Origin of the sequence: Butyricicoccus sp. Marseille-Q5471, from assembly GCF_951230135.1 — a bacterium.
Classification (GTDB): domain Bacteria; phylum Bacillota; class Clostridia; order Oscillospirales; family Butyricicoccaceae; genus Agathobaculum.
In genome coordinates, this window is record NZ_CATNVC010000004.1 from 89,145 (window position 1) to 116,097 (window position 26,953).

Sequence of the window (26,953 nt, forward strand, 5' to 3'; positions counted from 1 at the left end):
AGGAAATGATGAAACAAATTGCAGCCTTGTTGTCCGCACTGCTGATTTTGTCCGGCTGCTCAAACGCAGCTGTGCAGAATGCGCAGGACAGCCACACCGCAGACAGTTCGGAAAACACGCCAGAGCACTTAACGCTATATCCTCATGCAGTAGAAATGCCGGTAGGGCGTATCCTAAAGCTCAAGACCTCCACCGTGCCGGCAGATGCCGCTGTACAGTGGGAAACGGCGGATGCGGCTTTGCTTGACATCAGCGAGGATGGAACCTTGACTGCGAAGGCGGCAGGAGAAACCACGGTTACCGCGAAAGCAGGAGATAAAGCCGCCAGCTGTGCGGCGAGAGTGACCGCCGAAGGGTTAACACTGCTCTGGAGCGGCAGTCTGCCGCCCGAAGAGCCGCCGCTACCGCCCGACCGGCCAGACGATTCCCCAGAGACTCAGGGCGAGGAACCCGAGATTCCCGTGGAGGTGCCGGACGATGTGATTACCGTAGAAACAATACCCGAGCTTGACGAATATCTCTGGAAAATCAAGATTGATACGCAATACCCTACCACCGTGACCAATGACGGCATAACCTTGGATGCTGATGTTCATATCAAGTTCATTGTGGAAAAAAAGGGCGGCAAAACACCTCTTGGTACATATCACGGCATTTTCTACGGTGACGCTGACTTAAACCGCGAAAAACTGCTGGCCTTTATGAATGCACAATTGGCAGGCGCCGGAGAGGTGATTGATTATCAGGAGCACGATACTGCCGAGGAAAGTCCCATCACCGTGGAGGTTGTGAAAATGGACAATGCCGCTTACCACGCGGTGATCGTTCCCCATCCCGACCCCAACAGCATCACGCAGCAGCTTCCCGTAGCACATCTGCCGGGAAGCTTAATGGCTCTGGGCGAGCTGACCAGTCCCATTACTGTCAGCGGCAGCTATACGTATCAAGTTGGCGGCATTACTGCAACCGCGCCATTCGGCGGTACGAATGCGGAAAGCCAGCCCTATGCCCTTGATATATACGGCCGCTACGCTACGGTGCGATTCCCGGCAGCGGAACAGAACGGCCTTGCCCAATGCAGTGCCGATGGCACGTTCTCCCGCAGTCCTATCTTCCCATAATCACAACTGCCCGATGCGTGTGGTTGACGCTGCGTTTTACTGAGAAAGGAAGCAAACATGAAAGCGAAAATGATTGCCCTTGCCGCAGCCCTGTGTTTGGCAGCGATTTGCATGCCGCAAATCGCCTTTGCAGAAGCCAAGGCGGCAGACTACCGGAATTACAGCGATTGGGCATACCCTGAGCTGGAAAAAGCCGAGTCTGTCGGCCTCATAACCGACCGGGTTCGCGGTAACATGAAAGCGAATGTCACCCGTGAGGAGTTTGCCGAACTCATGGCCAATCTGGGCGAGAGTTTTTACGACCTCTCCTCTCTGGAGCTGAATCCAAACACCTTTACAGATACCCAAAACCCCCGCATTCTGCTCGCCTATGAGATGGCGGTTGTAAACGGTGTGGGCGGCGGCAGATTTGACCCCAACGGAAACGCCACGCGCGAGCAAATTGCCGCCATGCTCGGGCGGGCAGTGCTTGTGCTTGCACCGGATGCGGACACCACCTATGACGTGCGCCGCATGTTCACCGATCAAGACCAAATCGCCCCCTATGCCCTGCCCTTTGTGCTGTATCTCACGCAATATGAGGTCATCGGCGGCATGGGAGACGGGCGTTTCGCCCCGACGGAGCCCTGCACGCGGGAGCAGGCCGTGGTGATGACCGTGCGGCTGTACGAAGCTCTGGGTGGTGCAGTACCGGAGGTGACTACACCGCCGGCACAGGTCAATCAAAGCATTGTCGGCTCCTGGTCCTCCGAGGGGCCGAACGTAGACTATTTTGACGCCTACGGCAAGCTGATTCAGAGCGCTTACAGCGGAACCTATTATCGGTTTAACGCCGACGGAACCTTCAAATATATGTTGGGCGGCTCCGGCTGGGTGGCCAGCGGCCTCCTCCTCTGGCAGGGAAGATACGCTGTTTCGGGAAATACCATTGCACTGACCGGCATTAAAGAGAGCTGGAGTCCCTTTGGCAGCGGCCAACAGGCAGCCTATTCGGACAAAAGCGTGGCCGATGCCCGGCTTCTGTTTGTATTTGAAGCGGATGGACGCCTGACACTGACCGAGGATGACAATATCGGCATCGAAAAGAGCTTTTATCGAATCAACCAACAGGAATGAGTACAAGGAGATAGGTTATGAAACCGAAGGCAACCGCATTTGCATTGGTGCTTGCATTGCTGCTGGCCCTTCCTCTGTCTGCGGCAGCGGCTGATAGCAACGTGATTCACCCCGCCCCTGCCGTTAGCGTTACCGTCACCGGTGAGGAGGCGGATGGCAGGACAATGCCGCTCTATCTGTTCATCAGCTTTTCTATCCCCCAGAGCGTGCAGGACTTAGCAATGGATGATGCCTATCGCGTGGGCTATGTCATTGAATACCGCATTGCGGACGGTCCGTGGCAGCTCCATAACGAGGACTGGGAAAAGCGGGTGGATCTCACTTACAGTAACAGCCCCACCTCCGTGTTCTTCAGCTTGGATATCAAGGGGGTCCAGCACGAAACGATAGGCCTCACAAGCACGGATTTTTACAGGGAGAAAGAATTGTCTGCCGAACACGAAAAACGTCTGGGAGAGCTTGCTGCCGCCGACGATTTTGATGGTTTTAGCGTATATTTGAATACGATAGACCCTTTTGGCTTTTATAAGAATTGGGTCTATACCTTTCGCGTGCGATTCTATTCATTCCTGAAAGTAATGGGTGGCAGTGACTATGCCGTCATGCAGCTTTCTCCTTATTCCGGCGAAGTGCGTGTAAACGGTCTTGGAACCTTTACCGCAGGCGGAACAAGCTCCAATCCTGATGCATTTTGGACAAACGCGTCTCCATGGGCGGCCGATGAACTCAAACAAGCATATAAGAACAACCTTATTCCGGCATCTCTGATAGGTGTCGACCTGACGCAGCCGGTTACGCGAGCAGAATTTGCACAAGTTGTGATGGCCGTATACGGTGCAATTGCCGAAGATCCGCAGGCTTATGACTACGATAGCGCACCCTCTCCATTTTCCGATGTCGTGTTGGGGGAAACACAAGGGGGTTGGGAAATCATTTCCGCAACGCGGTTGGGCATCGTTTACGGGGTCGGAGGCAGAAAATTTGCGCCCGACCTGCAATTAACCCAGCAAGAGCTGGCAACGATGCTGTTCCGATGCATTCAAGTTTCTTTGCCGGAGGAACGCTTAAGTGCCGCTCCTCCCTCTCATTTCAATGACAGCGAGCAGATTGCCGCATGGGCTGTTGATGCGGTTTCCTATTTGTCGTCCGAAGACATCATTAGAGGTTCGGCCGGTGCTTTCATGCCGCTCCATTCCTGTTCAAGAGAGGCGGCGCTGCTGCTTGCCAATCGCATCTGTCATTCATATTAAATAAAGCTGTTTTTAGGAAAGGACGCGTACCATGAAAACAAAAACATTATCCCTTGCACTGGTTTTTATGCTGGTGCTAACCATGCTCCCCACGATCGCCTTTGCTTCCGGTGATCCTAAGGTGGATGCGCCGCAGAACGTGGCGGTTTATGAAATTGCTGCAAACGATGGCCAAACAATCGGGCTTGGCCTCAAGCTCACCTTTGACCAAACCTTTTTAAAGGCTGTCACCCCTGTGGGGGAGGATAGCTACGGCCCATACTGTGCCCGCATCTACTACGAGTTCAAGGTGGATAACGGAAACTGGTTCGCTCTGCCGGACAGCTATTACGACTCCTTTTGGAGCAGCAGCTACGGCACCGGAGGCAGCACCTACAACAATGCATTCTTCGTCTACTTCCAACCTGGATACGGGGCGCAGAACCGAGGGGAGGAATTCTTCTCCGGCTTCCAGCCCATGCTGAAAAAGACCGTGGTGGATGACGAAGCCGACTCTTATATTCTGGACGGAGTCAATCACATGTTGGAAGCGCGGGTGCGCTATGAAATGGTTTCCGCCGAGGATTATGAGGCGGCTGCCATCTATCCCTCTGCTTGGTCTGCCGTCAAATGGGGCAAGGGCGCGGCAGTAGAAAAGCCTAAGTCATTCCCGACCGCTCCTGTACTCTCGGGCATCAATGTGCAGCTTTCCGGCATTGACAAGCGGCCCCAAGTGAAATTCACAGTCAAACACCCCGATGATGTGATGAACGCTGCAACCAATCCCACAGGTCTCGCCTGTTTTCGACTTGAGGTCAGCTATGACAAGGGGACATGGCAGCACGATATGACGCAAACGGTCTCCTGGCTCTTCGCCAGCGGCGAGAGTTGGACGGATTTACCCGCGCGTCAGGACGGGGAGCAAATCAAAATCGACGCCACTGCCGTTCAGCTTCGCATGCGCTATGAGTGGTACGACGGGCTGACCGACGGCCATGCGCCCGTCAACGGTGACGGGACACCCACGTTCGTCTCGCCCTGGTCAAATAGCATCGGCACCAACGCAGATGCATGGAGCAACGCATCCGCTTGGGCGACGCCGGAACTTGAAAAGGCAAATCAAGCGGGGCTCATCCCCGATTGTCTGAAGGGGCAGGATTTGGCCCGTGACATCACCCGTGCCGAGTTTGCCGCCCTGTCTGTCCGGCTCTACGAAGTGATGAGCGGCAAGACCGCCACCCCCAATCCGCAGAATCCCTTTACCGATACCGCTGACGCGGAAATCCTCAAGGCGTATGCTCTCGGTATCACCAAAGGAACCACGCCAACCACCTTTCAGCCCAATCTTCTGATTCCACGGGAGCAGGTTGCAACCATGCTCACCCGTACCGTGCAGGCGGCGAAGCCCGGCGTCTCGCTTGACGCCGCCGGCGCATTGCAGTTTTCCGATGACGCAATGATTTCCTCTTGGGCGAAAGAAAGCGTCTATTTCATGGCGAAGCACGAAATCATCAAAGGGGTGGGTGACAATAAATTTGCCCCCAGAAACACCACCGCTGCAGAGCAAGCTGCAGGCTATACCAACGCCACCAGAGAGCAGTCCCTTATCATTGCGGTGCGCAGCTTGGAAACGCTCGGGAAATAGGAGGTATGATGAATGGCCGTCTATAAACAACCGTGCCGACAGTGCGGCTCGTTGATTTCTCAAGACAGTCGGTTTTGCCCCAAATGCGGCAGTCGTGCACCCTTTGTCGATCTCTGCCCCACCTGCCTGCGGGAAATCCGCCGGGAGGATATGCGATGCTCCGGCTGCGGCAGGCCACTCCATATTGCCTGTCCCCGATGTGGAAAGCAGACCTTTGTCGGCGAAAAATGTGACGCATGCGGCGGCAGTCTGTTGAAGCAGTGCCTAAATCCGCGCTGCGGCGAGATGCAGTTTTTTGAGAATGCCAAATGCACTGCCTGCGGCAAAAAACTATAAATCGGAGGGATTTTATCATGATGACAGCATTCACCCGGAATTATGAGGACAACAGCACGGAGGCCGGGTTTCAATTTACTTTTTACTGCGATGTCTGCAACGACGGCTACAAGACCAGCTTTATACAATCGGAAACCTCAAAGAAAAACCGCGGACTGCGGGGCTTAGCACGAGGTGCGGGTGCTTTAGGCGGCCTCTTTGGCGGGGCGCTCGGCAACCTTGGTTATTCGTTGGAGCGAGGCGGAGATATTCTATCCGAACGGTTCGATGGAATGAGTGCCGAATGGCAAAAGGAGCATGAGCAGGCGTTTGTACGCGCACAAAACGAGGCGCAGCAGCACTTCAGCCGTTGTCACGGCTGCCATCACTGGGTGTGCGCCTCCTGCTTTAATGAAGAGGAAGGCATGTGTACCGACTGCGCACCTCGGCAGAAAACCGCCGTCGCCAGGGCAAAGGCGCAAGCCATGCAGCGCAATTTGGATGAAGCTGCCGCAGAGCAAACGGTTTGGAGCGGCAAGCTGGAAACGCAGGTCATCACCTGCCCTGTTTGCGGCAAGCCGGCCGGTGCGGGAAAGTTCTGCCAGAATTGCGGCGCTGGCTTGCAAGCGAAAAAATGCCCCGCGTGCGGCGCGGCGGTTGCGGACGGGATGCGCTTCTGCGGCGATTGCGGCACAAAGCTTTAGATCGTATTGTTCTTTCGGCTCTCAGATACGCAGTGACAATCTAAACCGTAGTGATATCGCTGTTGCGATATTGTAATTGTCGCATTCTCAGAAAAAGCATTCGTAGATGCCATCGATGCACAGGAAGCGTATACAAGTAATTTGATTAATCACGATATGCTCTGGCTCGAGATGCTCCAAACATTGATGGCACAACGTCCATTAACGCAGCCCAATCGCTGCTATTTACCCAATCAAGCACAAGACCATACTGCATCAGCAAGGTCAATGCTATAAATGAGATTGCGCACAATGCTACCCATACCGATTTTTGATTACGGCACAAGGCCAGCACCTAATTTGTCACAGTAAACACAACGCTTATCCTTCCACATATAATCCACATTTACTTCCCCCTCAAACTCTTGTTTGGCATCGCGTCATAAGCATCACTCTGTTTTTTGTCATTTCCGCATAATTCGGAAGCCCCATCAATTATAACCTTGTCAGGAAGTACGCCAACCCACAAAAGCTTTCAGGCGACAGATATGATCATCTTTCTATCTGCCGCCTGAAAAACTATCTCTGTTAGCGTGAACCTCTCCTCCTTTTATTGTCTGATAAGATGATTCATAATCTTAGTTGCCAACAAAGTCGCACATGAATGCCGCAAATCGTGAAAACGAACTTTTTTGAAGCCTTTCCGCTTGATAAAGTCCCGGAATCGATTGGTAATCTTATCAGGAGTGGGCAAGGCAGTCAACTGCCTCCGGCAGCCGCCGTGCTGCCGAATGATGCCCCCTCCCCCCTGCTTTTCCTTCGCTTTTTAAGCCAAAAGCACCCCCGATACGGCAGTTGCCGTATCGGGGGTGCTTTCTTTACATATGCAGCAGAAAATAGTACGCCGCGCCGACCAGTCCGGCATGGTTTTGCAGCTGCGCTGCGCGCACCTCCAGTCCCTTGGCGAAGGCCGGCATCACGCCCGCCCGAATTTTGTCCCGCAGCGGCTCAATCAGCAGCTTCTGCTGCCCCGAAACGCCGCCGCCAATCAGGATAACCTGCGGGTTAAACAAATGCGTCAGACCAATCAGTCCCTCTGCAATTTCACTCATCCAGTCATCCAGAAGCGCCAGAACATCCTCACGCTGCTCTGCAGCCGCCTGAAAAATTCGGCGGCCGTCAGTCAGTGAAGCATCGAGCGCCCGCGCCCGCCCGACCAGTGCCGTGACCGAGGCGTAGCGCTCCCAACAGCCGCGTTGTCCGCAGCCGCAGGCGATTCCGTCCCGCGCGTGCAGCATCATGTGCCCCAGCTCTCCGCCCAGTCCGCGCGCGCCTTCGAGCAGTCTGCCACCGGTCAGCACGCCACCACCTACTCCCGTGCCCAGTGTAACGCCAATCACATCGGTATAGCCGACGGCCGCGCCTGCCCACGTTTCGCCGAGGCACATACAGTTTGCATCATTCGCAACCGTAACCGGCAGTCCGAACGCCTCGCGCAGACGCTGGGCAATGGGAGCATCCAACCAGCCCGGGAGATTGCCACCCGTTCCCACCACCACACCGCGGCGGCAGTCAACCTGACCGGTGGCGGAGACCCCGATTCCCGCCAAATCAGCGGGCATAGCCTGCTGGTGCGACAAAAACTCCTCCGCCGCACGCAGCACCGTGTCCAGAATGGGCGTGCGGTAGCCGTCAAAGCTGACGCTTTGCTCCGCATGCGCCACAACCGCACCTTTATCGTCCACCAGACCCAGTTTTACCGCAGTTCCACCTATATCAATGCAGAAAATCGGTTTGCTCATGCCGTCCGCCCTCAGTTTCTGCCTTGCAGGGCGGCGGTGAAGCGTGCGGTAATCTCGGCCGGACGCGTAATCGCTCCGCCTACCACGACCGTCCACGCGCCTGCATCCAGACAGCGCACCGCCTGCTCCGGCGTATGGATATGCCCCTCGGCAATGACCTTGGCCGGGCATTCGCGGGCAAGCACCGCGATGAAATCAATGTCGGTCTCGTCAATGCCCTTGGTTTCCGGCGTGTAGCCCCGCATCGTCGTTCCGACGAAGTCTGCGCCTGCCGCCGCGCAGTCCATTGCTTCCTCAAGGCGAGCAATATCCGCCATAATCAGCTGATTCGGATATTTTTCCCGAATCGCACGGATAAAATCAGCCGCACTGCTGCCATCCGGCCGCAGCGCACTTGTGCCCTGCACCGCAATGATATCCGCCCCGCAATCCACCAGTGCATCGACCTCGTCCATGGTCACGGTGATGTACATTGAGGTGCCCGGATAGTCCTTTTTGATAATGCCGATGACCGGCAGCTCCACCGCCTGTTTGATTTGCCGGATGTCCCGTACCGTGTTGGCGCGGATGCCGACTGCGCCCCCCTGTAAAGCAGCCTTGGCCATCAGCGGCATCACGCCGCCCTCCGGCCGGTAAAGTGGCTCGTGCTCAAGCGCCTGACAGGATACGACCAGACCTCCATGCAATTGTTCTAACAGCTGTTGTTTGTTCATGTTTTCCCTCTTTTCAGATTTCAGCGGCCGCTTCTTGATCGACAATCAGTGTAAAGTCGGGATGAATCTGCAAAATGGAGGCGGGCACGGCAGGTGTGACCGGGCCGAAAAATGCCTGTCGAACAATTTTCGCCTTGTCCGCACCGCTTGCCACCATCAGCACGCGGCGCGCCTGCATGATATCGCGAATACCCATCGTATAGGCTTGGCGCGGCACATCCTCCTTCCGCGCAAAGAAGCGCTTGTTTGCCTCAACGGTAGACTCGGTCAGATCGACGCAGTGCGTATCCATCTCAAAAACGGTGTTCGGTTCGTTAAAGCCGATATGACCGTCGGTGCCGATGCCGAGCAGCTGCAAATCTATGCCGCCCACGCTGCGGATCATCTCGGTATACGCGCGGCAGACCTCCTGCGCATTGAGGTTGCTCCCTTCCGGCAAATGAATGCGTTCGGGTGCAATATTGACATGATCGAAGAAATTGCTGTGCATGAAGTGCCAGTAGCTTTGCTCGCTCTCGCGGGAAATGCCGCGATATTCATCCAGATTAACGGTGGTAACCTCGGAAAAGTCCAAATCGCCTCGTTGATACCATTCAATCAGCTGCCGATAGATACCCACCGGCGTGCCGCCTGTGGCGCAGCCCAGCACCGCGTCCGGCTGCATGATGACCTGTGCCGACAGAATATTGGCGGCCTTGCGGGACATATCCGAATAATCCTTCGCGCGAATGATTCTCACGATTGTCTATTCTCCTTCCGCTTTAGCAGTATTTAGAAATTGCCTCGTCAATCATCCGGCAGCAAGTCTCAATCTGCGCTGCGTCGTCCGCGTGCACAGGGGCAAGCGGCGCACGCACGCTGCCAATATCCAGGCCTTCGCGGCGGCGCAGCACCTCTTTGATGACTGCATACATGTTGCCGCGGCAGGCGCACAGTGCATAGATAATATTATCCACTGCGTACTGCACCTCGCGTGCCTGCTCGATTTTGCCTGCGGCAAGCAGTGCGTCCGCCTTGAGCAGCAGCTCGGGCATGGCCGCATAGGTGCCGCCGATGCCGCCGTCCGCGCCCATGACGCGGCCTGCGATAAACTGCTCGTCCGGGCCGTTGAATACCGCAAAATTGCCGCATCCGCGTGCTTTTTCTCCCGCATCCTTAAACATCTGAATGTCCTGCACCGGCATGGAGCTGTTTTTCACCGCCACCACTTGGGGATTCTTCAGCATTTCGGCCAGCAGGCTCATGGTCAGCGCGGTGCCGGCCAGCTGCGGAATGTTATAAATCACAAATTCGGTGTTCGGCGCGGCAGAGGAGATGTCGTTCCAGTATTTTGCCGTCGCATGCTCGGGCAGATGGAAATAAATCGGCGGGATGGAGGCGATAGCATCCACACCGCAGGACTCGGCATGGGCGGCAAGCTCCATCGAATCGGCCGTGTTGTTTGCCGCAACATGACAGATGACCGTCAGTTTGCCCTTGGCCTCCTCCATCACGGCTTCCAAAATCGCCTTGCGCTCGGCAATCGACAGATAGATGCACTCGCCTGACGAGCCGTTGACATACACGCCCTTAACGCCCTTTTCCACCATATAGCGGGTCAGTGCACGCACGCGTGCGGTGTCTACCGCGCCTTCGTCATCATAGCAGGCATAAAACGCAGGGATAATTCCCTGATACTTTGTCAGATCTTTCATGTTAAACTCCGTTTCTCCAAAAGGATGGTTTCTATTCAGTTCCCCGCAAAACGCACGGTTACATCGCCTTGTTTCAGCGCAATTTCGATCCGTTCAGCCAACACGGCCTTTGGTGCGGGATAATCAATTCGATGATGAGATCCGCGGCTTTCCCGCCGCAGCAGCGCCGCCGAGAGCAGGGCATCCGCGGTCAGCAGCTGCGCGTCGACCCGATGGGCGAGCACCGTTTGCGCAATGGTCTCCGCGGGCGTTCGGGTCAGGCCGTCCGCTGCGGTGCGCAGAGTGTTCCGTGCCTCGGCAAGACCCTCCTCGCTGCGGGCAAGCAGTGCATACCTCGACATCACCGCGCGAAGCTGCTCCTGCGCCTGCCCTGCCCGAGCCGATGTCCATGCGTCAAACGCGGCACAGGCCGGACAGCGAGGTGCGGCGGCCGCGTCCCGCGCGGCCTCCCGCCCTGCAATGCCGCCAAACACCAGTGCATTTGCCGTGGACAAACCGCCGATGCGATCCGCACCGTGCATACCGCCGGTCGCTTCGCCGCAGGCAAACAGCCCCGGCACACCCGTTGCGGCACGCGCATCAATCACAATGCCGCCGTTGGACGCATGCGCAAACAGTCCAATCTGCACCGGGTCGTCCCAGCTCAGCCCCTTTTCCCGCCGCAGCCAGTCAAAATAGGTACGGATGAATTCGGGCGGCGCGTCCTTCATCGCCTGCGAATAGCGCACGGTCACGCCCTCCGGATGTGTCAGGCAGGCACGGAAAATCGCCAGATCGACCGCCGCCGAGGACAGGCGCGTGGTAAAGGGCCCATGCGTCGCGCGCTCGGCAAGCAGGTCATCTGTGTGCGTATTTTCCGGCAGCAGAGGGGCATTTCCTGCCCAGAGCGACGCAAACCGAAAGGTTTTTTCATTGAAAATCGTATTCTTCGCAGGCGAAAGATAGCCCGGCATGATTTGAAAGAACTCCAAATTGGTCAGCCTTGCCCCCGCCCGGAGCGCAAGCGCCTGACCGCAGCCAGTCACATCGCCGGTGGTCAGCCGCTCACGGAACAGACCGCCGCAGCCGCCCGTCGCCAACACCAGTGCCCCGCAGCCGAAATAGTGCAGCACACCCTCGTGCGCCGCAATCGCGCCGCACACGCGGCCTTGTGCACGCACCAGTTCGAGCACCTCGCAGTGCGGAACGACCCGAATGTTCAGCGCCGTCAGCCGTGCCGAAAAGACGCTGCGCGCACTGTCAAAAGCAATACCGTTCCAATCGCGTGCCTTGTGGTCAAAGCAGGGGATGAACTCCCGCTGCCCCGCGTGCTCCGCACGCAGCAGATGAACGCCGTCTGTCCGGAGCGCTTCGATTGCCTTACCGATGCCGTCAACCAGCGTGCGGACGAGCGTCGGCTCGGCCATCCCACAGCCAACCGCGAGAATGGTTTCCATCAAATCCTGCCGATCCGCGTCGCTTTCCGGCGCGATAAGTCCCAGACCCCACGTGCCCGGATAAAAGCTGGAGCCGGAAAAGACCGCCCCCGCCGAAAGCAGCGTGACACGCGCGCCGTTTTCGGCGGCGGCGATTGCGGCGGTCACTCCCGCAAGACCGCAGCCGACAACCAATACATCGCTCCTCTGCTCAGGCAAAAGGCGAAGCACCGCGTTGTTTTCCGCGCCGCTCATGACGATACGGCTGCGTCATACAGGTGGCAGGCGACCAGATGCGTCTCATCCCCCGCCTTTGCGCGCAGCGGCGGGTCTTCGGTTTTGCAGCGTTCGGTGCAGTGCGGGCAGCGGTTGTGAAACGCGCAGCCTGTGGGCTTGCGAATGGGACTGGGCACCTCGCCCTCGAGCACCTGCCGTTTTTTCGGGTTGTGAATATCGGGCACAGGAATCGCGCTGAGCAGCGCGCGGGTATAGGGATGCATCGGATCGTCATACAGTGCGCGGGAGTCGGCGAGCTCGACCACCTTGCCCAAGTACATCACCGCGATGCGGTCGCTCATATACTGCACGACAGACAGATCGTGCGCGATGAAAATGTAGGTCAGCCGCAGCTCCTTCTGAATGTCCTTCATCAGGTTGAGTACCTGCGCCTGAATGGAAACATCCAGTGCGGAAACCGGCTCGTCGCACACAAGCACCTCGGGCATGACCTCGAGTGCCCGGGCGATGCACAGGCGCTGCCGCTGCCCGCCGGAAAACTCATGCGGATAGCGCATCAGATAGTCCGGCTGTATGTTGACCATGCGCAGCGCGCGGCTCATCAGTTCCTCCCGCTCCTGCTGCGATTTGATGCCGTGCACAATCAGCGGCTCTTCAAAGCTGGTGTAGATTTTCTTCTGCGGGTTAAGGGCAGAATACGGATCCTGAAACACCATCTGCACCTTGCAGCGGAACTGGAACATTTCTTCGCGGCTGAACTTTGTCACGTCCTTAAAGTCGTTTCCGTAGCGGAACAGGGACTGTCCGCCGGTCGGCTTTTCCAGCATCATGATGGACTTGCCGAGCGTTGATTTGCCGCAGCCCGACTCACCGACCACGCCGAGCGTTTCGCCGCGGTACACATCCAGACTGACACCGTCGACCGCCTTCACGTGCCCGACGACCTTTTTAAACGACCCCTTGGTAATCGGAAACCAGGTGCGCAAATCCCGGATTTGAAAGAGAATCTCTTTTTCCTGCTGCTTCATATCAATCCACCTCCGGGAAATGATCAAATTGGACACAGCGCACCCGATGGCCGGGCGCGATTTCGTATGCGGGGATATTGGCGCCCCGACAGCGCTCCGTGCACTCGGCGCAGCGGTCGGCAAATTCGCAGCCCGGCTTCAAATCGGCAGGGTTTGGCGTGATGCCGGGGATGGTTTCCAGCTTCTGGCCGTCCGCCAGTCCGAGCACCGGCACGCTGCGCAGCAGCGCCTTGGTATACGGATGGCTCGGGTGATCAAAAATATCTTCGAGCGAGCCGAACTCGACCACGCGTCCCATGTACATGACGCACACTTCGTCCGCCATTTCGGCAACAAGACCCATATTATGCGTAATCAGAATGATGGATTTCCCGTTTTCCACCTGCAGTTTTTTCAGCAGCTCCATAATCTGTGCTTGAATGGTCACATCGAGCGCGGTGGTCGGCTCGTCGCAGATGATAAGCTCGGGATTGCAGATCATCGCGATTGCGATGACCACACGCTGCTTCATGCCGCCCGAAAACTGGTGCGGATAGCAGTCGATGCGGCTTTCCGGGTCGGGAATGCCCAGTCTGGGGAACAGCTCGAGCACCTGCTCCCGCGCTTGCTTCTTGCTGATGCCCGTGTGCTGAATCAGTCCCTCCGCAACCTGATCGCCTACCTTATATACGGGGTTCAGACTGGACATCGGGTCCTGAAACACCATGGACATCTGCGGTCCGCGCAGGGCGCGCATTTCGGCGCCGTTGGGATTTTTAATGCCTTCAAGCTGATGGGGTTCGGCAGTGCCATCCGCACGCTTGGCGGTGAAACGGATGCTCTCCGCCTCCACCTTGGCATTGCGGCCGAGAAAACGCATGATGGAATTCATCGTCACGCTCTTGCTGCAGCCGGATTCTCCCACCACCGCAAGCGTTGTGCCGCGCTTGACGGCAAACGACACATCCTTGACGATTCTGGTTTCCTTTTTATCTGAAACGAAGGTCGTATTGAGTTTTTTAACCTCTAAAATCAGTTCCTTGGATTCCATTTCTGCACCTTCCTTACTGCTGCTTGGCGTCAAGCACATCGCGCAGGCCGTCGCCGAAGAAGTTGATCGCCAGCACAAACAGGGTGATTGCAAGTCCGGGGAACACCCAAATCCACCACTGGTTGGTGACAACCGCAACCGACTTGGCCGCGTTGAGAATATTGCCCCAGGTGGGCGTGCTGTCCGCCACGCCGAGGCCGATGAAGGAAAGCGCCGCTTCCTGCAAAATGAAGAAGGCAACGTTCGTCGTTGTGGATACGATAATCGGGCTCATGACGTTGGGCAGAATCTGACCAAACATAATCCGCCTGTTGGACATGCCAAATGCCTCGCACACTTTGACATAGGTCTCATTTTTTAGACTGAGATACTCGTTGCGCACCATGCGGAAGGTGGTCATCCAGCCGGTAATCACGAAAATGAACAGCAGGTTTCCCAATCCGCGCTGATTCATAATTGCAACAATCATCATGACCAGCACCAGCTGCGGGAACGCCTGAAAAATCTCGGACACGCGCACAAGGAGCTTGTCGACCTTGCCGCCGAAATAACCCGCGACCGCGCCCAGTGCCGCACCGATGACATTGCTCAGCACCGCGCACAGCACACCGATCAGGATGGAATAGCACCCGCCATACAGCACGCGCGCAAACAGGTCGCGGCCGATGGTGTCTGTGCCGAATAAGTGCTCGCCGGACGGGCCAGCCTTCATGTTGGACAGGTCGGGCGTGTTGTAGTCCACACCCATCAGCGCACCCGCGACGCAGGCCGCCACCATAACGATAATCACAACCAGACCGACCATCGCCAGCCGGTTATTCAGAAACTTGCGAATATTCTTTTTCAGCAGGGACGCGGATGCGCTTTTATTGCGCTCCTTGATGCCTGTGACTTGGTTTTCCATATGGATGCCCCTCCTCCGGCGTCATTCGCCAAGCCGAACGCGCGGGTCCAGCAAAGCGTTGAGTACATCGACCATGAACGAACAAATCAGCATCGCCGCTGCGATAATCAGCGTTGTGATAAGCACCACCGGATAATCGCCCGAGGTGATGGCATTGGTCATAGTCAAACCGATGCCGGGATAGGAGAACACGCTTTCAATAACAACCGAGCCGCCCACCAGCATCGGAATACGGAACAGTACGATGACCAGTACCGGCTTCATCGCATTGCGGAAGCCGTGCTTGAGGTACACCTTCCACTCGGGGATGCCCTTGGAGCGGGCGGTCTTGATGTAATCGCTGTTCAGCACATCGAGCGTGGTGTTGCGGGCATAGCGCATCAGCACCGCGACCATGCCGATTGTCAGCGTGAGCACGGGCAGGAACAAATGCTGCACCGCATCAATAAAGGCACTCGCCGCCCCCGGACTGACGCGGTTGCCTGCCGGGAACCAACCCAGCTGAATAGACAAAATCTGAATCAGGATAATGCCGACCAAAAACTGCGGCACGGCCTGTCCGAACACGGCCAGCACGCGGCCGACATAGTCAATAATGCCGTTTTGGCGGATGGCCGACAAAATACCGATGCCCACGCCGATGATGGCCGAAAGCAGCAGGCTCCACCCTGCCAGTTCAAAGGTATAGGGCAGGCGCACCGCGATGGTTTCGGCAATGGACGAGCCATCGAACGAATACCCTAAATCACCTGTGACCACCTTGCCCAGCCAGTGAAAATACTGCACGATAACGGGGTCGTTCAGTCCCAGAGAGTCGCGCAGTGCCTCCACATTGGCGGCATTGGCCGACAGAACGTCCGGACTGACCATGAAGTTAATCGGATCAACGCCGGTGAGCTGCAGGCCGAAGAATACGATCATGCTGATGAGCAGCAGCATGGGTATCATCGCCAGAATCTTTTTCAGGATGTACTTTAACATGATACAGCTCCCTTCCAGAGCACGCGAGATTTGGGAAAAAAAGCGGAGACGCGGAACGCGTCTCCGCCGGTGCCGGATGGGTTAAGCCAGTTCCCAGTTGGCAAAATCAAGGTCGCACATATAAAGCGGGTTGCAGAAGGTCACGCCTGAGGGCACTTTGACATGGTTGCTGGTGAATACATAAGTACCTACGGTGAACATCGGCACCTTATAAATGTTGTCCTGCTCCAGCTTCTGCAGGCTGGCCAGCGCGGTCTTGCGTGCACCATCGTCCGTTGCCGCAAGCAGTGCCGCAACCGAGCTGTCAAACGCGGTATCGCCGCCGAACACCTTGCTGAAGAGCGCATCGCCGCTCATATACTCGGTGTACCATTCGTTGATGGTAAAGGCGCTCTTGCCCTTAAAGCCCATATCATATTCACGGGTGGTGAACAGGTCGGTCGTGCCGTCGTTCGAGAGGGTTGCTTCCACCTTGAGTCCGATTTGCTCCAGATAATAAACAACCGCGTTAATCAAGTCAATCGAGGTCTGGTCGTTGTTGTAATAGCAAATGCGCAGCGTGCGGCTCATATCGTAGCCGGAGGCCTTCAAATCTGCCTTGGCCTGCTCGGGATCGTACTTCCACTAAAAGCCGTTGTTCGCGCTGTCCGTCATGGGAACGCCGCTGGACAGAATGTTTGCGTTCGGGTACAGGCTTGCAAGTGCTGTGCGGTCAATCGACTCAATCAGTGCCTTGCGCACGAGCGGATTTTGCATTGCGGTGTTTTCCTTGCCGTCCGCGCCCTTCATATTAAAGAGGAAGTACTTGTAGAACAGCACATCCACCTTGTTTGCGGTATAATTCGGCATGCCGGAAAGGGTTTCCACCAGATCAGATGCATTGCCGAACACATAATCCGCCTTGCCGGACTGTGCAGCCGTGATATAGTCCGCCACAAAGTAAACGGTCACACCCGGAATCTTGGGTGCGGCGCCCTCGTACTGGTCGTTTACCTTGAGCGTGAAATAGTTGCCGGGCTTCAGTTCATCGAGGGTGTACATACCCGAGCAAACCGGTGCAGTCCAGAACTTATCCGACTCCATCTTGAGCGGATCGGCATCCTTCAGGCTGTGCTGCGGCAGGATGGCGAACTGTGCCAGCACCGCTGCCATGGCGGAATACGGTGTGCTGAGCGTAATCGTAATCGTACCATCCGCAGCCGACAGCTCCTTGATGTTTGCAAAGGCGGTTGCATAGTTGGGGTTAATCTGCGCGGCGGTCAGCGCGGTTTGAATCGACCAAACCACATCGTCCGCGGTCAGCGCTTCGCCGTCGCTCCACTTTAGGCCGTCCTTCATTTGAATGGTGTACACCAGTCCGTCGTCGCTGACTTTGTAGGATTCGGCCAAGTCCGGCTTGACCTCGGCGAGCGTGCTGTCTGCCAGGAAGAGAGATCGGAACATCAGGTTGGTGGCAAGCGTTCGGTTGTACCAGGGGGTAGGAATCTTGTCGTCGGTAGACGAGCCGTCGCCGGTAGTAACGGCGAGGTTCAGACTGGTGGCCGCGGCCGTACTGCCGGCCGTACTATCCGCAGTGCCCGCCCCGGTGTCCGTCGTTTTGCCGCCCGCGCCGCATGCGCTCAGAAGAATTGCTGCAGCCAGCGAAGCGCTGACGCCCTTTAATAGCTTGCTAAAGGTACTCTTTTTCATGTTTCTTGCTCCTCTCAATTTGTGCATTACCGCCTGCTTTAACAGTTGCCCGCAAGAGGGGATTCAGGCTTTCTGTTCCTTCGGCTTTCGTTATCAGCATTGTATGCTTTGTGTAAAACTTTTTTAATAGTATAAAAATATGAAAATTTATTTCACAAATTGTGCAAATGGCTGAATTGCATTTTTTTCACGGCTGACGTCTTGTAAGCCGCTCCATTTTCGGCTACACTGATGGCAGACTGATAAAGGCGGTGATTCTATGCCAGAGCCAACCAAGGACGTGTTTTCCCGTATCATTGACGCATACTGCACACTTTCCCGCTCGGAAACCTCGCTGGCCGACTATGTACTGCACCATAAATACCAAATCGCGCAGTCGTCCGTATCCGAACTGGCCACAGCCTGCGGGGTGAGCATTGCCACAGTGACGCGGTTTTGTCGTTCCATCGGCTGCGGCAGCTTCCGCAATTTCAAATATGAGGCCGCACAGGCCACCTTCTCCGATGCAAACAAGCCTGCCGAGGAGGACATTGACCTCTACGGGGAAATTGCGCCCGATGACAGCATTGAGCAAAAGAGTATGAAGCTTTACAACGTCGGCAAGCAGGCGCTTTCCCAAACGCTGGATCAACTGGACTATCCGCGCATTGATCAGGCGGTTGCGCTGCTCGGTCAGGCGCGCAACATTTACTGTTTTGGGCAGGGCAACTCCTCGATTGTAGCAATGGATGCGTGGGGGCGGTTTGCTTCGATTGCGCCCAACTTCCACTGGGTGCCGGATTCGCATTTGCAGGCAGACACCGCCGCCATTCTCGGAAAAGACGATGTTGTGCTGTATTTCTCCTTTTCCGGCATGACGCGCGAGCTGTCCGAGGTGGGACAGCTGCTGCAAAAAACCGAAGCCAAGCTGATTCTTGTGACGCGCTTCCCGACCTCACCCGGCGCGGCTTATGCAGACATTCTGCTCATCTGCGGCGCGGACGAGAGCACCCGTCAACAAGGGTCGATTGCGGCAAAAATCAGCCAGCTTTTTCTGATTGATATTCTTTATAACGAATACTGTGCCCGCCGCCTCGACTACACGAATGAGAACCGGCAAAAGGCGCTCGCCGCCACCAAGGCAATGATGATTGGCAAAAAAGATTGATTTTTTGACAGAAAGGGATAACGCAGCATGATTTATGACAAACTTTCAAACCTTGCGCATTACATCGGCCTTTCCCCCGCGCTCGACCGTACGATTGCGTATCTGACCCGCACGGATTTGTCCGCATTGCCCCACGGCCGCACCGAAATCGACGGCGACACGGTTTATCTCAACCATTTTGGCTATGAAACCTCAGAAAAGCAGGCTGACTCGCTGTTTGAAGCACACGAAGCTTACCTCGACCTGCACATCGTGCTCTCCGGTCGCGAACGCATGGCGGTCACCGCGGTGGAGAAATTGTCCCATGCGGAGGATCGCCTCGCTGAGGACGCCGTCATGTACACCGGCGAAGCCGATTACGCGCTGCCGCTTGCACCGGGCCAGTTTGCGCTGGTCGCACCCGGCGAGGGACATCTGCCCCATCTCGTACTGGATGTCTCCTGCGCTGTGGACAAGTTGGTCTGCAAAATTCACATCTAAACAAAATGCTCCGCCCCCTGCGCAAAAAAACGCAGTGGACGGAGCATTTTTTATGTCCGAACATCCCTTTCAGTTGGTGCAGTCACGGAAACAGGCTGCTGTTTGTGCTCTCTGCGCCGCAGAACCATCCAATACGCCACCAGTGCGACCCCGACCAGCACCCAGCTAATCGGGTAGGACAGGTAGACCCACGCAACCCCGACCTTGCTTGTATCCATCAGCTCTACCCAAATCAGGCGAAACACGCAGGTGCCCAGCAGGTTAATCACGACCGGCACCAATGGGATGCCGTAGCCGCGAATCGCACCGACAAACACGTCGGCCACGCCGAAGATGGTGTAGCAGGTGGCCACCGTCCACAGCCTCTCCACACCCGCCTGAATAATTGCGGGATCGCCGTTGTAGATGCCGATGAGCTGCGGCGCGAACAGCACGGCAAGCGCACTCTGCGCCACACCCAGTACAACGGTGCACAGCACGCAGGTGCGCAGAATACGGCCGACACGGTCATACTGTCCCGCGCCGATATTCTGGCTGATAAAGGTCTGACCGGCCTGATGGAAGGAGTTCATCGAGAAATACAGAAAGTTCTCAATGCTCGCCGCCGCACTGCAACCCGCCATCACAATGCTGCCATAGGAATTGATTGCGCCCTGAATCGCCACATTGGACAGACTGAACAGCGTGGCCTGCACCCCGGCCGGAATGCCGATGCGCGCCATATCAATCAGGCTTCTTTTGTCAAATGCCAGCCAGCGCCAACAGAAGTGCAGCTCATCCGGCGTATCGGTCAGGCAGCGCAGAATCAGCGCGGCGCTCAGTGCCTGACTGATGACGGTAGCCCAGCCTACGCCGGCCACATCCAGCCGCAGCGCAATGACAAAAAACAGGTTGAGCACCAGATTGACCGCTCCGCTGAGCAGCAAAAACACCAGCGGGCGGCGGGTGTCGCCCTTGGCGCGCAGCGCAGCCGCACCGTAATTGTACACAGCCGCAAACGGCGTGCCGACAAAATAAATCCGCATGTATAAAAAGGCAAGCGGACGCACATCGTCCGGCACGCCCATGCTGTCGAGCGCCCAGCCCGACGCAGCAATGCCAATCAGCGCAAGCACCGTGCCGCCCGCCATCGCCACCGCCATCGCGGTGTGCAGCGCGCGGGAGATTTCCTTCTCCTGCCCGCTCAGTCCCAGATAGCGGGCAATCAGCACATTGACGCCGACCGACAGTCCGACGAGCAGCTGAATGAAGAGGTTAATCAGGCTCACCGTGCTGCCCACGGCGGCCAGCGCCGTGTTGCCCGCAAAGCGGCCGACCACAACGATATCCGCCGCGTTGAACAGCAGCTGCAGAATGTTGGACGCCATGAGCGGCAGACTGAACAGCAAAATCTTGCCGAGCAGCGGGCCGTGAGTCATGTCAATCGTCATTTGCTTTCTCACAGGCATCGTTCTCCCAATTCGGTATCAAAACAAATTTTTTAGCAGACGGGCAAAGCGCCGCGGCAATCGGCAGCGTCAGTGCGCCGCAAGCGCGGATTCCGCCGCCGCAAGCGATGGATAACCGTACTGCGCCGTCATATTTTCCAGAATGCGCGCGCCAAGACTCTGATTTTCACGCTGCAGCTGTGCAACATAGGCCGCGTAGTGCTCCAATGTTTGGCGCGAGTAGGTTTGCAGCTCGCCCCAGAGATAGGTTTCAAACGAAGTGACCGCTGCGCTGTCCGACGTGCGCCGAATCGGTCTGCCCTGTCCGGTCAGGCGGGGATACCGCGCGGCCAATTCCTCCTGCCACATCACATGCGCCGCGCAAATGCCGTCAATCAAGCGATCCTTTTCCGCCTCGTGCGGCGGCAGCGCACTTTTGAGTGCTTCATATTCCGCCGGATGGGTGTGCGCCATCATGTAGGCGTATTTTTCGCTCAGCAGACTGCGCCCCTCGAGGGACGCGTCCAGCAGGTCACCGTAATAGCTGTCGCGCATCGCCGGACTCCACGCCGCAAGCTGACTTGACCGCATGATGAAAAACGTTTTCTGATCCTGCTGGCAGTGCGCCTCACCGCCGATGTTGCGCACCTTGCCGAACAACGCCCACTCGGCCGCGACAATCTGTTCCACGCTTTGAGTCATTTCACAAAATCCTCCCGCATCGGGGTGAAAACATCAAGCACCACACCCGTTTCGGACAGGGCGCACAGACCGTGCGGCACGTCCGCCTCTACATATACGCACTCGCCGCCGCGCAGCACACGTTTTTCGCCGTCGACCTCGGCCTCAAATTCGCCCTCGATGATGTAGCTGCACTGGCGGTGCGGATGGGTGTGCACCGCGCCCTTCATTCCCTTTTTCCACCGCAGCTCCACCACCATCAGGTCGTCCAGATGCCCCTTTACCGTGCGCACCACGCCGTTCGGCAGCGTTTCGGGGACAAACGCTGCGGCAGTGATAAATGTTCCTTTCATATCGCTTACTCCTCCATAAAATGTGCCTGCCGCAGCGCATCGTCCTTGATACGCGCTGTCAGCTCGGCGCAATGCGCCTGCAAAAAAGTTTCGCCGCTGCCGCTCAGTCCCTGCCGCCGCAGCTCGGCGGCGCACAGCAGACAGATCCGCTCAATCCCCTCCTGCATCGGCACCTCCCCGCGGCACAGTTCCTCCAGCAGGCCGGATACACGAGGCAGTACAGGCAGCTCCCGCAGACCCCGATGCATCCATTTGTAAAACGGCGCATAGCGACGGTTGAGCAGATAAACCATCGACATCGCCGCGCGCAGAAACTCGGCAAGCGCCAGTTTTGCCGCAACCGCCTCGCCGCGCAGCACGCAGCGCGGATAGTTGTACTGTCCGGCCTGTGCCATGACGGCTGCGCGGGCGGCCAGCTTTTTCAGGCGGACGTCCTCCGGATAAAACGCCAGCAGACGCTGCCGCACGGCGGTGAACTGCCCCACAGGGTCGGCAAAAACCTCACCGTTCGTCGCGGTCGCAAGAAATGCTTCGGGCGCACGCCGCCATTCGGACAGCGTGTGCGGCCCATCGGGTGCACCCGTGTACCGCGAAAACCACTGCTGCCTGCACAGACAGCCGATACGCCCCCCGCTCAGTGTACCGCTCTGCCGCGGCGGGCGGCCATCCAGTCCGGGCAGGGCAGCATAAACCGCCTGCACCCGCTCGCCGTGCGCCCGCCAGTCCTCCTGCTCCAGCCAGATGCAGAAGGCAGGGCCCCAGTCATGGTCGTGCGAAAGCCGATCGTCGAACCCGAAGCACTCCGACCCCTCGCCTGCCAGACCAAAAGCCATGCGCGGCACAAGGTCGGGCAGTGCACGCACAAACGCCGGTCGGCCGACTTCCTCATAATACCGCCGCGCCAGTGCCGAACCGCCGCTCACGCGAGATTGGCGCGCAGACGGCGCAAATCGTCGGCTGCGGCGCGCGTGCGCTCATGTTCCGAGCCGAGCAGGCGCTCAAATACCTCATATGCCTTTTGCAGTGCGGCATCCGCATCCTTCTGACGGCCAAGCTGCTGATATGCCCAACACATGTTGCGGCAGGTGATTGCGTATTCGATGTTCTCGCCGAAAAATCGCTTGGTATACTGCCCCGACCGACGGTAAAGCTGAATCGCGCGCTCGTACTCGCCCTCGGTGTACAAAAATCCGGCAAGGCTGTTGAGTCCGGCGGCATAGTGAACATTTTCCTCGTCCGCACACTTCTCAAACTGCTGCAACGCACAGTTGAGCGACTGCATCGCGCGTTTTTTGTCGCCCGCCGCCTCATACAGCGCGGTCAGGTTGTTGTAGGTCACGGCAAGCTCCTGCGTGCAGCGGGGGTATCGCTCAATCAGCGCACATGCACGCTCCAGGCAGTCGATTGCCGGGGCGAGCTGCCGCGTTTCCCGATAGGCAAGCGACAGATTGTTCAGTAGGCTCGCGTAAGCACAGCTTTCCGTTTCGCCCTGCTGCTCGTAGATTGCGAGCGCCTGCCGAAACAGGGCGATGGCCTCCTCATACTGACACATCAGCCGCTGCGTGCCCGCCATATTGTTGAGGATGGTGGCGTACTGCACGCAGTCCTCGCCGAGCGTCTCGGCCGCGGCGGCACGCGCCTGCGCAAACGCCGCAAGCGACTGGGCATAGCGTCCCTCCCCACGGTAAAAGCCGCCCAATTCGTTGCAGACGGCGATGAGCATTTCCGCGTCTGCCCCGTCCCCCTCCGCCTCTTTTCTGTATTCCAGCAGCAAACGCTCGACCTCATCGCGACTGCCCTGCGTGTAGCAGCAGTCCAACGCTTCGTAGAAATCTTCCATTCTGTTCCGCACGGTCTCATCTCCTGTCTCAGGCTGCACCTATCCCAATTTTGTATCAGTATAGAAGATTCGCCGCCGAGAAGGTGTGCCTGCTCTCACACAAATTTTGCATTTTACCGTAAATCACACGTCCGCACACGGTTGTCTTTGGTGCAAATATGGATTTTGCGCCGCACGCCCGGCAATCGCTTGACAGAGTGCGTCGCCCGTCGTATCATTGGTCTTAATTAAGACTATTGTAGGACTGAAAGGACGAAACCCACTATGGACGCTGAAACCCTGCGCCTGATGAGCGACCTGAACATCGCCATTAACCGTATTCGAGGTGCGTATGCCGGCTGGACGCGCGAAAACCAGCTCAAATACCACGAAATGCTCATCCTCTACACGCTGCAGGATGTTTCCTGCTGCACGCAGAAGCAAATCTGCGACCAATACCTGCTGCCCAAGCAGACGGTGAACAACATCATCACCCTGCTGCGCGCGCGCGGGCATCTGCGCCTGATGACGAACGAAGCCGACCGGCGCGGCAAATATGTCGAGCTGACCGTCTCCGGCCGCCGCTACGCCGAGCAGACGCTGTCCTCGCTGCGGACGGTCGAGCAGCAGGCCGTGCTGAAAATGGGCGCAGACGAGCTGCGCTGCATGACCGATATGGCGCTGCGCTACGGTCACATTCTCGAAACCGTGCTGGCAGATGCAAAGAGCTTGGGAGGCAACACCGCAACATGAACCAAACCACACCGCAGGAGCGCCTTTTTGCGTCCGAAAGCATTTGGAAGCTGCTCATTCGCATTGCGCCGCCCGTTATGCTGGCGCAGCTCATTCAGGCGCTTTACAACATCATCGACAGCTACTTCGTCGGCCAATTTTCGGGCGACGGACTGACCGCGCTGTCCGTTATTTTCCCAATTCAGCTCGTCATCACAGCGTTTTCGGTCGGCACGGGCGTGGGCGTCAACATCCTGATGGCGCGGCTGTTTGCACAGAACCGGTACGAGGAATCAGACGGCATCGCCGGTGCGGGCGGCATGCTTGCCCTGATTACATGGGCGGTATTTTCCGCGCTGTCCGTTGTGCTGCTGCCCGCCTATGTGCGCACCTCGGTCACCTCGCCCGCCGCCATTGAGCACGCCGTCACCTACGGCAACATCGTCTGCATCGGCAGTCTGGGCATCTTCCTTGAAAGCGTGTGGACGAAGGTGCACCAGGCGGGCGGCAACATGCGTCTGCCGATGTTCGCGCAGATTGTCGGTGCGCTGCTCAATATCGTGCTTGACCCGCTGCTCATCTTCGGATGGGGGCCGTTTCCCGCGCTCGGCATCGCGGGCGCGGGCATCGCCACGGTCATCGGCCAATTCGCCGCGGCCGTCCTCGTCGGTCTGCACGGCATGCGCCGCCCGCCCAAGCCCGCCGCCTTTGTGCGCTTTGCGGCACAAATATATCAAATGGGCTACGCTTACATCCTGATGCAGGCACTGTGCACGGTCTACATCATCGTGCTCAACGTCATCCTCGCCGGCTTTTCGGATGGAGCGGTCACCGTGCTCGGACTCTATTACAAGTTTCAAAGCTTCTTTTTCATTCCGCTGCTCGGTCTGGAAACCTGCATCGTGCCCGTGCTCAGCTACAACTACGCCCGCAGGGATTTCGCCCGCTGCAAAAAAATTCTGACCAGCTCCATCCTGATTGCGCTTGTCTTTATGCTGGCAGGTGTGCTGTGCTTTGAGTTCCTTCCCGCCCAACTCATCTCGCTGTTTTCGGGCGATTCCACCGTGCTTGAAATCGGGATTCCGGCCTTCCGCATCATCGGCGCGAGCTTTTTCCCCGCGGTGTTTTCGCTGATGACGCCGGTGTTCTTTCAGGCCATCGGCGCTACGCTGCCGAGCGTCCTGCTTTCGCTCACCCGCCAGATTTTCTGCCTGATTCCGATTTTCTGGCTGCTGTCGCTCATCGGTCTGCCGTTTACCTGGATTGCCTTTCCCGCATCCGAATGCATCGCGGGAGGGCTGGGCATCGTGCTGTGTGTGCGTCAGATACGCCGGTGGGAGCAACCCGTTCCGGCCGAATAAATGAGATTCTGCAAAGAAAAGAGGAGGGCAGGCACACCCTCCCCGCGCCTCCCGTTCTATAATCAAATTACAATCAAACAGGTAGTTCATAACGAAAAATGTAATTGATTTTAGGGAGGTCTACAGATATGGATAACTTTACTTTTTACAGCCCCACCTACTTTGTCTTCGGCAAATCGACCGAGGAACAGACCGGCGAGCTCGTCAAGAAGTATGGCGGCAGCAAGGTGCTCATCCACTACGGCGGCGGCTCGGTGGTACGTTCCGGCCTGCTCGACCGCGTGAAGCAGTCCCTTGACCAAGCCGGCATCGCGCACGTGGAGCTTGGCGGCGTAAAGGCCAGCCCCTTGAGCGATCTGGTCTACGAGGGCATTGAGCTGGCACGCAAGGAAAAGGTTGACTTTGTGCTCGCAGTCGGCGGCGGCTCGGTCATGGACTCCGCAAAGGGCATTGCGCTCGGCGTACCCTACGGCGGCGATTTCTGGGATTTCTACTGCGGCAAGCAGGGACCTGTCACCGAAGCGCTGCCGGTCGGCACGATTGTCACCATCGCAGCCTCCGGCTCGGAAGGCTCGACCGACTCGGTCGTCACCCTCGTGACCGAGGACGGCAACCAGTACAAGCGCTGCGCGGACGGCGATATCCTGCGTCCGCTGTTCGCCATCATGAACCCCGAGCTGATGATGACCCTGCCCCCCTATCAGACCGCCAGCGGCATTGCCGACATCATGGCGCACTGCATGGAGCGTTACTTCACCCATTCCAAGGATGTGGAGCTGACCGACCGCCTGCTTGAGGCCGTTATGCTGACCATGGTGAAGGAAGGCCGCCGCGTCATGCAGAATCCGAACGACTACGAAGCCCGCGCGAACATTATGTGGGCTGCGATGATTGCCCAGAACAACTCGACCGGCGTCGGCCGCGCACAGGACTGGGGCACCCACCACATGGACAACGAAATCGGCATTCTTTACGGTGCATCCCATGGCGCAGGTCTTGCGCTGCTCTTCCCCTACTGGATGGAGTACGCCATGAAGAGTCAGGGCACCGACCGCTTTGTGATGTTTGCAAACCGCGTCTGGGGCTGCCAGATTGACTTTGAGCACCCTGAAGTGACTGCGACGGAGGGCATTAAGGCCTTCCAGAGCTTCATGCGTGACATCGGCATGCCCACCACCATCGGCGAACTGGGCGGCAAGGAAGAGGATATCCCCAAAATGGTGGAAAACATGTTCCACGGCGCGCCCAACCACGGTAATTTCGTCAAGCTGACCCGCGAAATCGCCGCTGAAATCTACAAAATGGCACTATAAGCCGGCGCTGCGCCGGATATGCTTTCCCGGCAGCGCGC

At 57.3% G+C, this 26,953-nt stretch carries 25 protein-coding genes and 1 pseudogene; 11 read left to right on the forward strand and 15 right to left on the reverse strand.

The features are described from left to right. Window positions 1–5: 5 nt before the first annotated feature. From QOX26_RS06675 to QOX26_RS06700, 6 genes are read left to right on the forward strand one after another with little or no spacing between them, the layout of a single operon-like run. Complete coding sequence (locus QOX26_RS06675) at window positions 6–1,121, forward strand: Ig-like domain-containing protein (RefSeq protein WP_283674192.1); 1,116 nt, start codon at window positions 6–8, stop codon at window positions 1,119–1,121. Window positions 1,122–1,178: 57 nt separating this feature from the next. After that, a complete protein-coding gene (locus tag QOX26_RS06680) occupies window positions 1,179–2,237 on the forward strand; it encodes an S-layer homology domain-containing protein (protein WP_283674193.1) in 1,059 nt (352 codons plus the stop codon). A 17-nt stretch (window positions 2,238–2,254) separates the two neighbouring features. Continuing rightward, on the forward strand, window positions 2,255–3,487 hold the full coding sequence (locus tag QOX26_RS06685; protein ID WP_283674194.1) for an S-layer homology domain-containing protein: 1,233 nt from the start codon (window positions 2,255–2,257) through the stop codon (window positions 3,485–3,487). Between the two features lie 31 nt (window positions 3,488–3,518). Further along, window positions 3,519–5,111 (forward strand): S-layer homology domain-containing protein, encoded by a 1,593-nt coding sequence (locus tag QOX26_RS06690; protein WP_283674195.1) that lies wholly within the window; start codon window positions 3,519–3,521, stop codon window positions 5,109–5,111. A gap of 12 nt (window positions 5,112–5,123) precedes the next feature. Continuing rightward, window positions 5,124–5,447: a double zinc ribbon domain-containing protein gene (locus QOX26_RS06695; RefSeq protein WP_283674196.1), complete on the forward strand. Its 324-nt coding sequence runs from the start codon at window positions 5,124–5,126 to the stop codon at window positions 5,445–5,447. Between the two features lie 17 nt (window positions 5,448–5,464). Next, window positions 5,465–6,130, forward strand: coding sequence for a zinc ribbon domain-containing protein (locus QOX26_RS06700; protein ID WP_283674197.1), 666 nt, complete (start codon window positions 5,465–5,467; stop codon window positions 6,128–6,130). 857 nt (window positions 6,131–6,987) lie between these two features. Here the strand turns inward: QOX26_RS06700 and QOX26_RS06705 are convergent. The 10 genes and pseudogenes from QOX26_RS06705 to QOX26_RS14330 all read right to left on the reverse strand — a co-directional run bounded on the left by QOX26_RS06705 (window position 6,988) and on the right by QOX26_RS14330 (window position 17,629). Next, window positions 6,988–7,911, reverse strand: a complete 924-nt coding sequence (locus QOX26_RS06705) for an ROK family protein (protein WP_283674198.1) — start codon at window positions 7,909–7,911, stop codon at window positions 6,988–6,990. An 11-nt stretch (window positions 7,912–7,922) separates the two neighbouring features. Further along, window positions 7,923–8,624: an N-acetylmannosamine-6-phosphate 2-epimerase gene (locus QOX26_RS06710; RefSeq protein WP_283674199.1), complete on the reverse strand. Its 702-nt coding sequence runs from the start codon at window positions 8,622–8,624 to the stop codon at window positions 7,923–7,925. A 13-nt stretch (window positions 8,625–8,637) separates the two neighbouring features. After that, on the reverse strand, window positions 8,638–9,363 hold the full coding sequence (gene nagB, locus QOX26_RS06715) for a glucosamine-6-phosphate deaminase (protein WP_283674200.1): 726 nt from the start codon (window positions 9,361–9,363) through the stop codon (window positions 8,638–8,640). Window positions 9,364–9,385: 22 nt separating this feature from the next. After that, the gene (locus tag QOX26_RS06720; protein ID WP_283674201.1) at window positions 9,386–10,318 is read right to left on the reverse strand and encodes a dihydrodipicolinate synthase family protein; all 933 of its coding nucleotides are present in this window, start codon (window positions 10,316–10,318) and stop codon (window positions 9,386–9,388) included. Between the two features lie 35 nt (window positions 10,319–10,353). Then, on the reverse strand, window positions 10,354–11,988 hold the full coding sequence (locus QOX26_RS06725; RefSeq protein ID WP_283674202.1) for an FAD-dependent oxidoreductase: 1,635 nt from the start codon (window positions 11,986–11,988) through the stop codon (window positions 10,354–10,356). Further along, window positions 11,985–12,998, reverse strand: coding sequence for an ABC transporter ATP-binding protein (locus QOX26_RS06730; protein WP_283674203.1), 1,014 nt, complete (start codon window positions 12,996–12,998; stop codon window positions 11,985–11,987). The genes QOX26_RS06725 and QOX26_RS06730 overlap by 4 nt, the downstream gene beginning before the upstream one ends. Window position 12,999: 1 nt before the next feature. Continuing rightward, a complete protein-coding gene (locus QOX26_RS06735) occupies window positions 13,000–14,028 on the reverse strand; it encodes an ABC transporter ATP-binding protein (protein ID WP_283674204.1) in 1,029 nt (342 codons plus the stop codon). Between the two features lie 13 nt (window positions 14,029–14,041). Further along, window positions 14,042–14,932: an ABC transporter permease gene (locus tag QOX26_RS06740; RefSeq protein WP_283674205.1), complete on the reverse strand. Its 891-nt coding sequence runs from the start codon at window positions 14,930–14,932 to the stop codon at window positions 14,042–14,044. Window positions 14,933–14,953: 21 nt separating this feature from the next. Next, on the reverse strand, window positions 14,954–15,913 hold the full coding sequence (locus tag QOX26_RS06745) for an ABC transporter permease (protein WP_283674206.1): 960 nt from the start codon (window positions 15,911–15,913) through the stop codon (window positions 14,954–14,956). A gap of 81 nt (window positions 15,914–15,994) precedes the next feature. Next, window positions 15,995–17,629 (reverse strand): annotated as a pseudogene (locus tag QOX26_RS14330) (ABC transporter substrate-binding protein). Window positions 17,630–17,861: 232 nt separating this feature from the next. Between QOX26_RS14330 and QOX26_RS06760 the strand changes: the two are divergent. Then, complete coding sequence (locus tag QOX26_RS06760; protein ID WP_283674209.1) at window positions 17,862–18,749, forward strand: MurR/RpiR family transcriptional regulator; 888 nt, start codon at window positions 17,862–17,864, stop codon at window positions 18,747–18,749. 27 nt (window positions 18,750–18,776) lie between these two features. Then, window positions 18,777–19,229: a YhcH/YjgK/YiaL family protein gene (locus tag QOX26_RS06765; RefSeq protein ID WP_283674210.1), complete on the forward strand. Its 453-nt coding sequence runs from the start codon at window positions 18,777–18,779 to the stop codon at window positions 19,227–19,229. 50 nt (window positions 19,230–19,279) lie between these two features. Here the strand turns inward: QOX26_RS06765 and QOX26_RS06770 are convergent, their stop codons facing one another. The 5 genes from QOX26_RS06770 to QOX26_RS06790 all read right to left on the reverse strand — a co-directional run bounded on the left by QOX26_RS06770 (window position 19,280) and on the right by QOX26_RS06790 (window position 23,542). Then, window positions 19,280–20,671, reverse strand: a complete 1,392-nt coding sequence (locus QOX26_RS06770; RefSeq protein WP_283674211.1) for an MATE family efflux transporter — start codon at window positions 20,669–20,671, stop codon at window positions 19,280–19,282. Window positions 20,672–20,746: 75 nt separating this feature from the next. Next, window positions 20,747–21,358: a DUF4125 family protein gene (locus QOX26_RS06775; protein WP_283674212.1), complete on the reverse strand. Its 612-nt coding sequence runs from the start codon at window positions 21,356–21,358 to the stop codon at window positions 20,747–20,749. Beyond that, the gene (locus tag QOX26_RS06780) at window positions 21,355–21,690 is read right to left on the reverse strand and encodes a cupin domain-containing protein (RefSeq protein ID WP_283674213.1); all 336 of its coding nucleotides are present in this window, start codon (window positions 21,688–21,690) and stop codon (window positions 21,355–21,357) included. The genes QOX26_RS06775 and QOX26_RS06780 overlap by 4 nt, the downstream gene beginning before the upstream one ends. A 5-nt stretch (window positions 21,691–21,695) precedes the next feature. Beyond that, a complete protein-coding gene (locus tag QOX26_RS06785; protein WP_283674214.1) occupies window positions 21,696–22,613 on the reverse strand; it encodes a DUF4037 domain-containing protein in 918 nt (305 codons plus the stop codon). Beyond that, window positions 22,610–23,542 (reverse strand): tetratricopeptide repeat protein, encoded by a 933-nt coding sequence (locus QOX26_RS06790; protein ID WP_283674215.1) that lies wholly within the window; start codon window positions 23,540–23,542, stop codon window positions 22,610–22,612. Before QOX26_RS06790 ends, QOX26_RS06785 begins: the two co-directional genes overlap by 4 nt. A gap of 252 nt (window positions 23,543–23,794) precedes the next feature. Here QOX26_RS06790 and QOX26_RS06795 point away from each other — a divergent pair, with 252 nt between their 5' ends. From QOX26_RS06795 to QOX26_RS06805, 3 genes are all read left to right on the forward strand, one after another. Continuing rightward, window positions 23,795–24,262: a MarR family winged helix-turn-helix transcriptional regulator gene (locus QOX26_RS06795; RefSeq protein WP_283674216.1), complete on the forward strand. Its 468-nt coding sequence runs from the start codon at window positions 23,795–23,797 to the stop codon at window positions 24,260–24,262. Next, window positions 24,259–25,602 (forward strand): MATE family efflux transporter, encoded by a 1,344-nt coding sequence (locus QOX26_RS06800; protein ID WP_283674217.1) that lies wholly within the window; start codon window positions 24,259–24,261, stop codon window positions 25,600–25,602. Before QOX26_RS06795 ends, QOX26_RS06800 begins: the two co-directional genes overlap by 4 nt. A gap of 128 nt (window positions 25,603–25,730) precedes the next feature. Next, complete coding sequence (locus QOX26_RS06805) at window positions 25,731–26,915, forward strand: iron-containing alcohol dehydrogenase (RefSeq protein WP_283674218.1); 1,185 nt, start codon at window positions 25,731–25,733, stop codon at window positions 26,913–26,915. Window positions 26,916–26,953 lie beyond the last annotated feature (38 nt).

What these genes read in the sequence shown, in the direction of transcription:
- QOX26_RS06705 (WP_283674198.1), bottom strand. Translation starts at nt 7,911, where the DNA reads ATGAGCAAACCGATTTTCTGCATTGATATAGGTGGAACTGCGGTAAAA.
- QOX26_RS06800 (WP_283674217.1), top strand. Translation starts at nt 24,259, where the DNA reads ATGAACCAAACCACACCGCAGGAGCGCCTTTTTGCGTCCGAAAGCATT.
- QOX26_RS06680 (WP_283674193.1), top strand. Translation starts at nt 1,179, where the DNA reads ATGAAAGCGAAAATGATTGCCCTTGCCGCAGCCCTGTGTTTGGCAGCG.
- QOX26_RS06710 (WP_283674199.1), bottom strand. Translation starts at nt 8,624, where the DNA reads ATGAACAAACAACAGCTGTTAGAACAATTGCATGGAGGTCTGGTCGTA.
- QOX26_RS06780 (WP_283674213.1), bottom strand. Translation starts at nt 21,690, where the DNA reads ATGAAAGGAACATTTATCACTGCCGCAGCGTTTGTCCCCGAAACGCTG.
- QOX26_RS06735 (WP_283674204.1), bottom strand. Translation starts at nt 14,028, where the DNA reads ATGGAATCCAAGGAACTGATTTTAGAGGTTAAAAAACTCAATACGACC.
- QOX26_RS06775 (WP_283674212.1), bottom strand. Translation starts at nt 21,358, where the DNA reads ATGACTCAAAGCGTGGAACAGATTGTCGCGGCCGAGTGGGCGTTGTTC.
- QOX26_RS06675 (WP_283674192.1), top strand. Translation starts at nt 6, where the DNA reads ATGATGAAACAAATTGCAGCCTTGTTGTCCGCACTGCTGATTTTGTCC.
- QOX26_RS06720 (WP_283674201.1), bottom strand. Translation starts at nt 10,318, where the DNA reads ATGAAAGATCTGACAAAGTATCAGGGAATTATCCCTGCGTTTTATGCC.
- QOX26_RS06700 (WP_283674197.1), top strand. Translation starts at nt 5,465, where the DNA reads ATGATGACAGCATTCACCCGGAATTATGAGGACAACAGCACGGAGGCC.
- QOX26_RS06690 (WP_283674195.1), top strand. Translation starts at nt 3,519, where the DNA reads ATGAAAACAAAAACATTATCCCTTGCACTGGTTTTTATGCTGGTGCTA.
- QOX26_RS06695 (WP_283674196.1), top strand. Translation starts at nt 5,124, where the DNA reads ATGGCCGTCTATAAACAACCGTGCCGACAGTGCGGCTCGTTGATTTCT.
- QOX26_RS06805 (WP_283674218.1), top strand. Translation starts at nt 25,731, where the DNA reads ATGGATAACTTTACTTTTTACAGCCCCACCTACTTTGTCTTCGGCAAA.
- QOX26_RS06760 (WP_283674209.1), top strand. Translation starts at nt 17,862, where the DNA reads ATGCCAGAGCCAACCAAGGACGTGTTTTCCCGTATCATTGACGCATAC.
- QOX26_RS06740 (WP_283674205.1), bottom strand. Translation starts at nt 14,932, where the DNA reads ATGGAAAACCAAGTCACAGGCATCAAGGAGCGCAATAAAAGCGCATCC.
- QOX26_RS06685 (WP_283674194.1), top strand. Translation starts at nt 2,255, where the DNA reads ATGAAACCGAAGGCAACCGCATTTGCATTGGTGCTTGCATTGCTGCTG.
- QOX26_RS06730 (WP_283674203.1), bottom strand. Translation starts at nt 12,998, where the DNA reads ATGAAGCAGCAGGAAAAAGAGATTCTCTTTCAAATCCGGGATTTGCGC.
- QOX26_RS06745 (WP_283674206.1), bottom strand. Translation starts at nt 15,913, where the DNA reads ATGTTAAAGTACATCCTGAAAAAGATTCTGGCGATGATACCCATGCTG.
- QOX26_RS06765 (WP_283674210.1), top strand. Translation starts at nt 18,777, where the DNA reads ATGATTTATGACAAACTTTCAAACCTTGCGCATTACATCGGCCTTTCC.
- QOX26_RS06795 (WP_283674216.1), top strand. Translation starts at nt 23,795, where the DNA reads ATGGACGCTGAAACCCTGCGCCTGATGAGCGACCTGAACATCGCCATT.
- QOX26_RS06725 (WP_283674202.1), bottom strand. Translation starts at nt 11,988, where the DNA reads ATGAGCGGCGCGGAAAACAACGCGGTGCTTCGCCTTTTGCCTGAGCAG.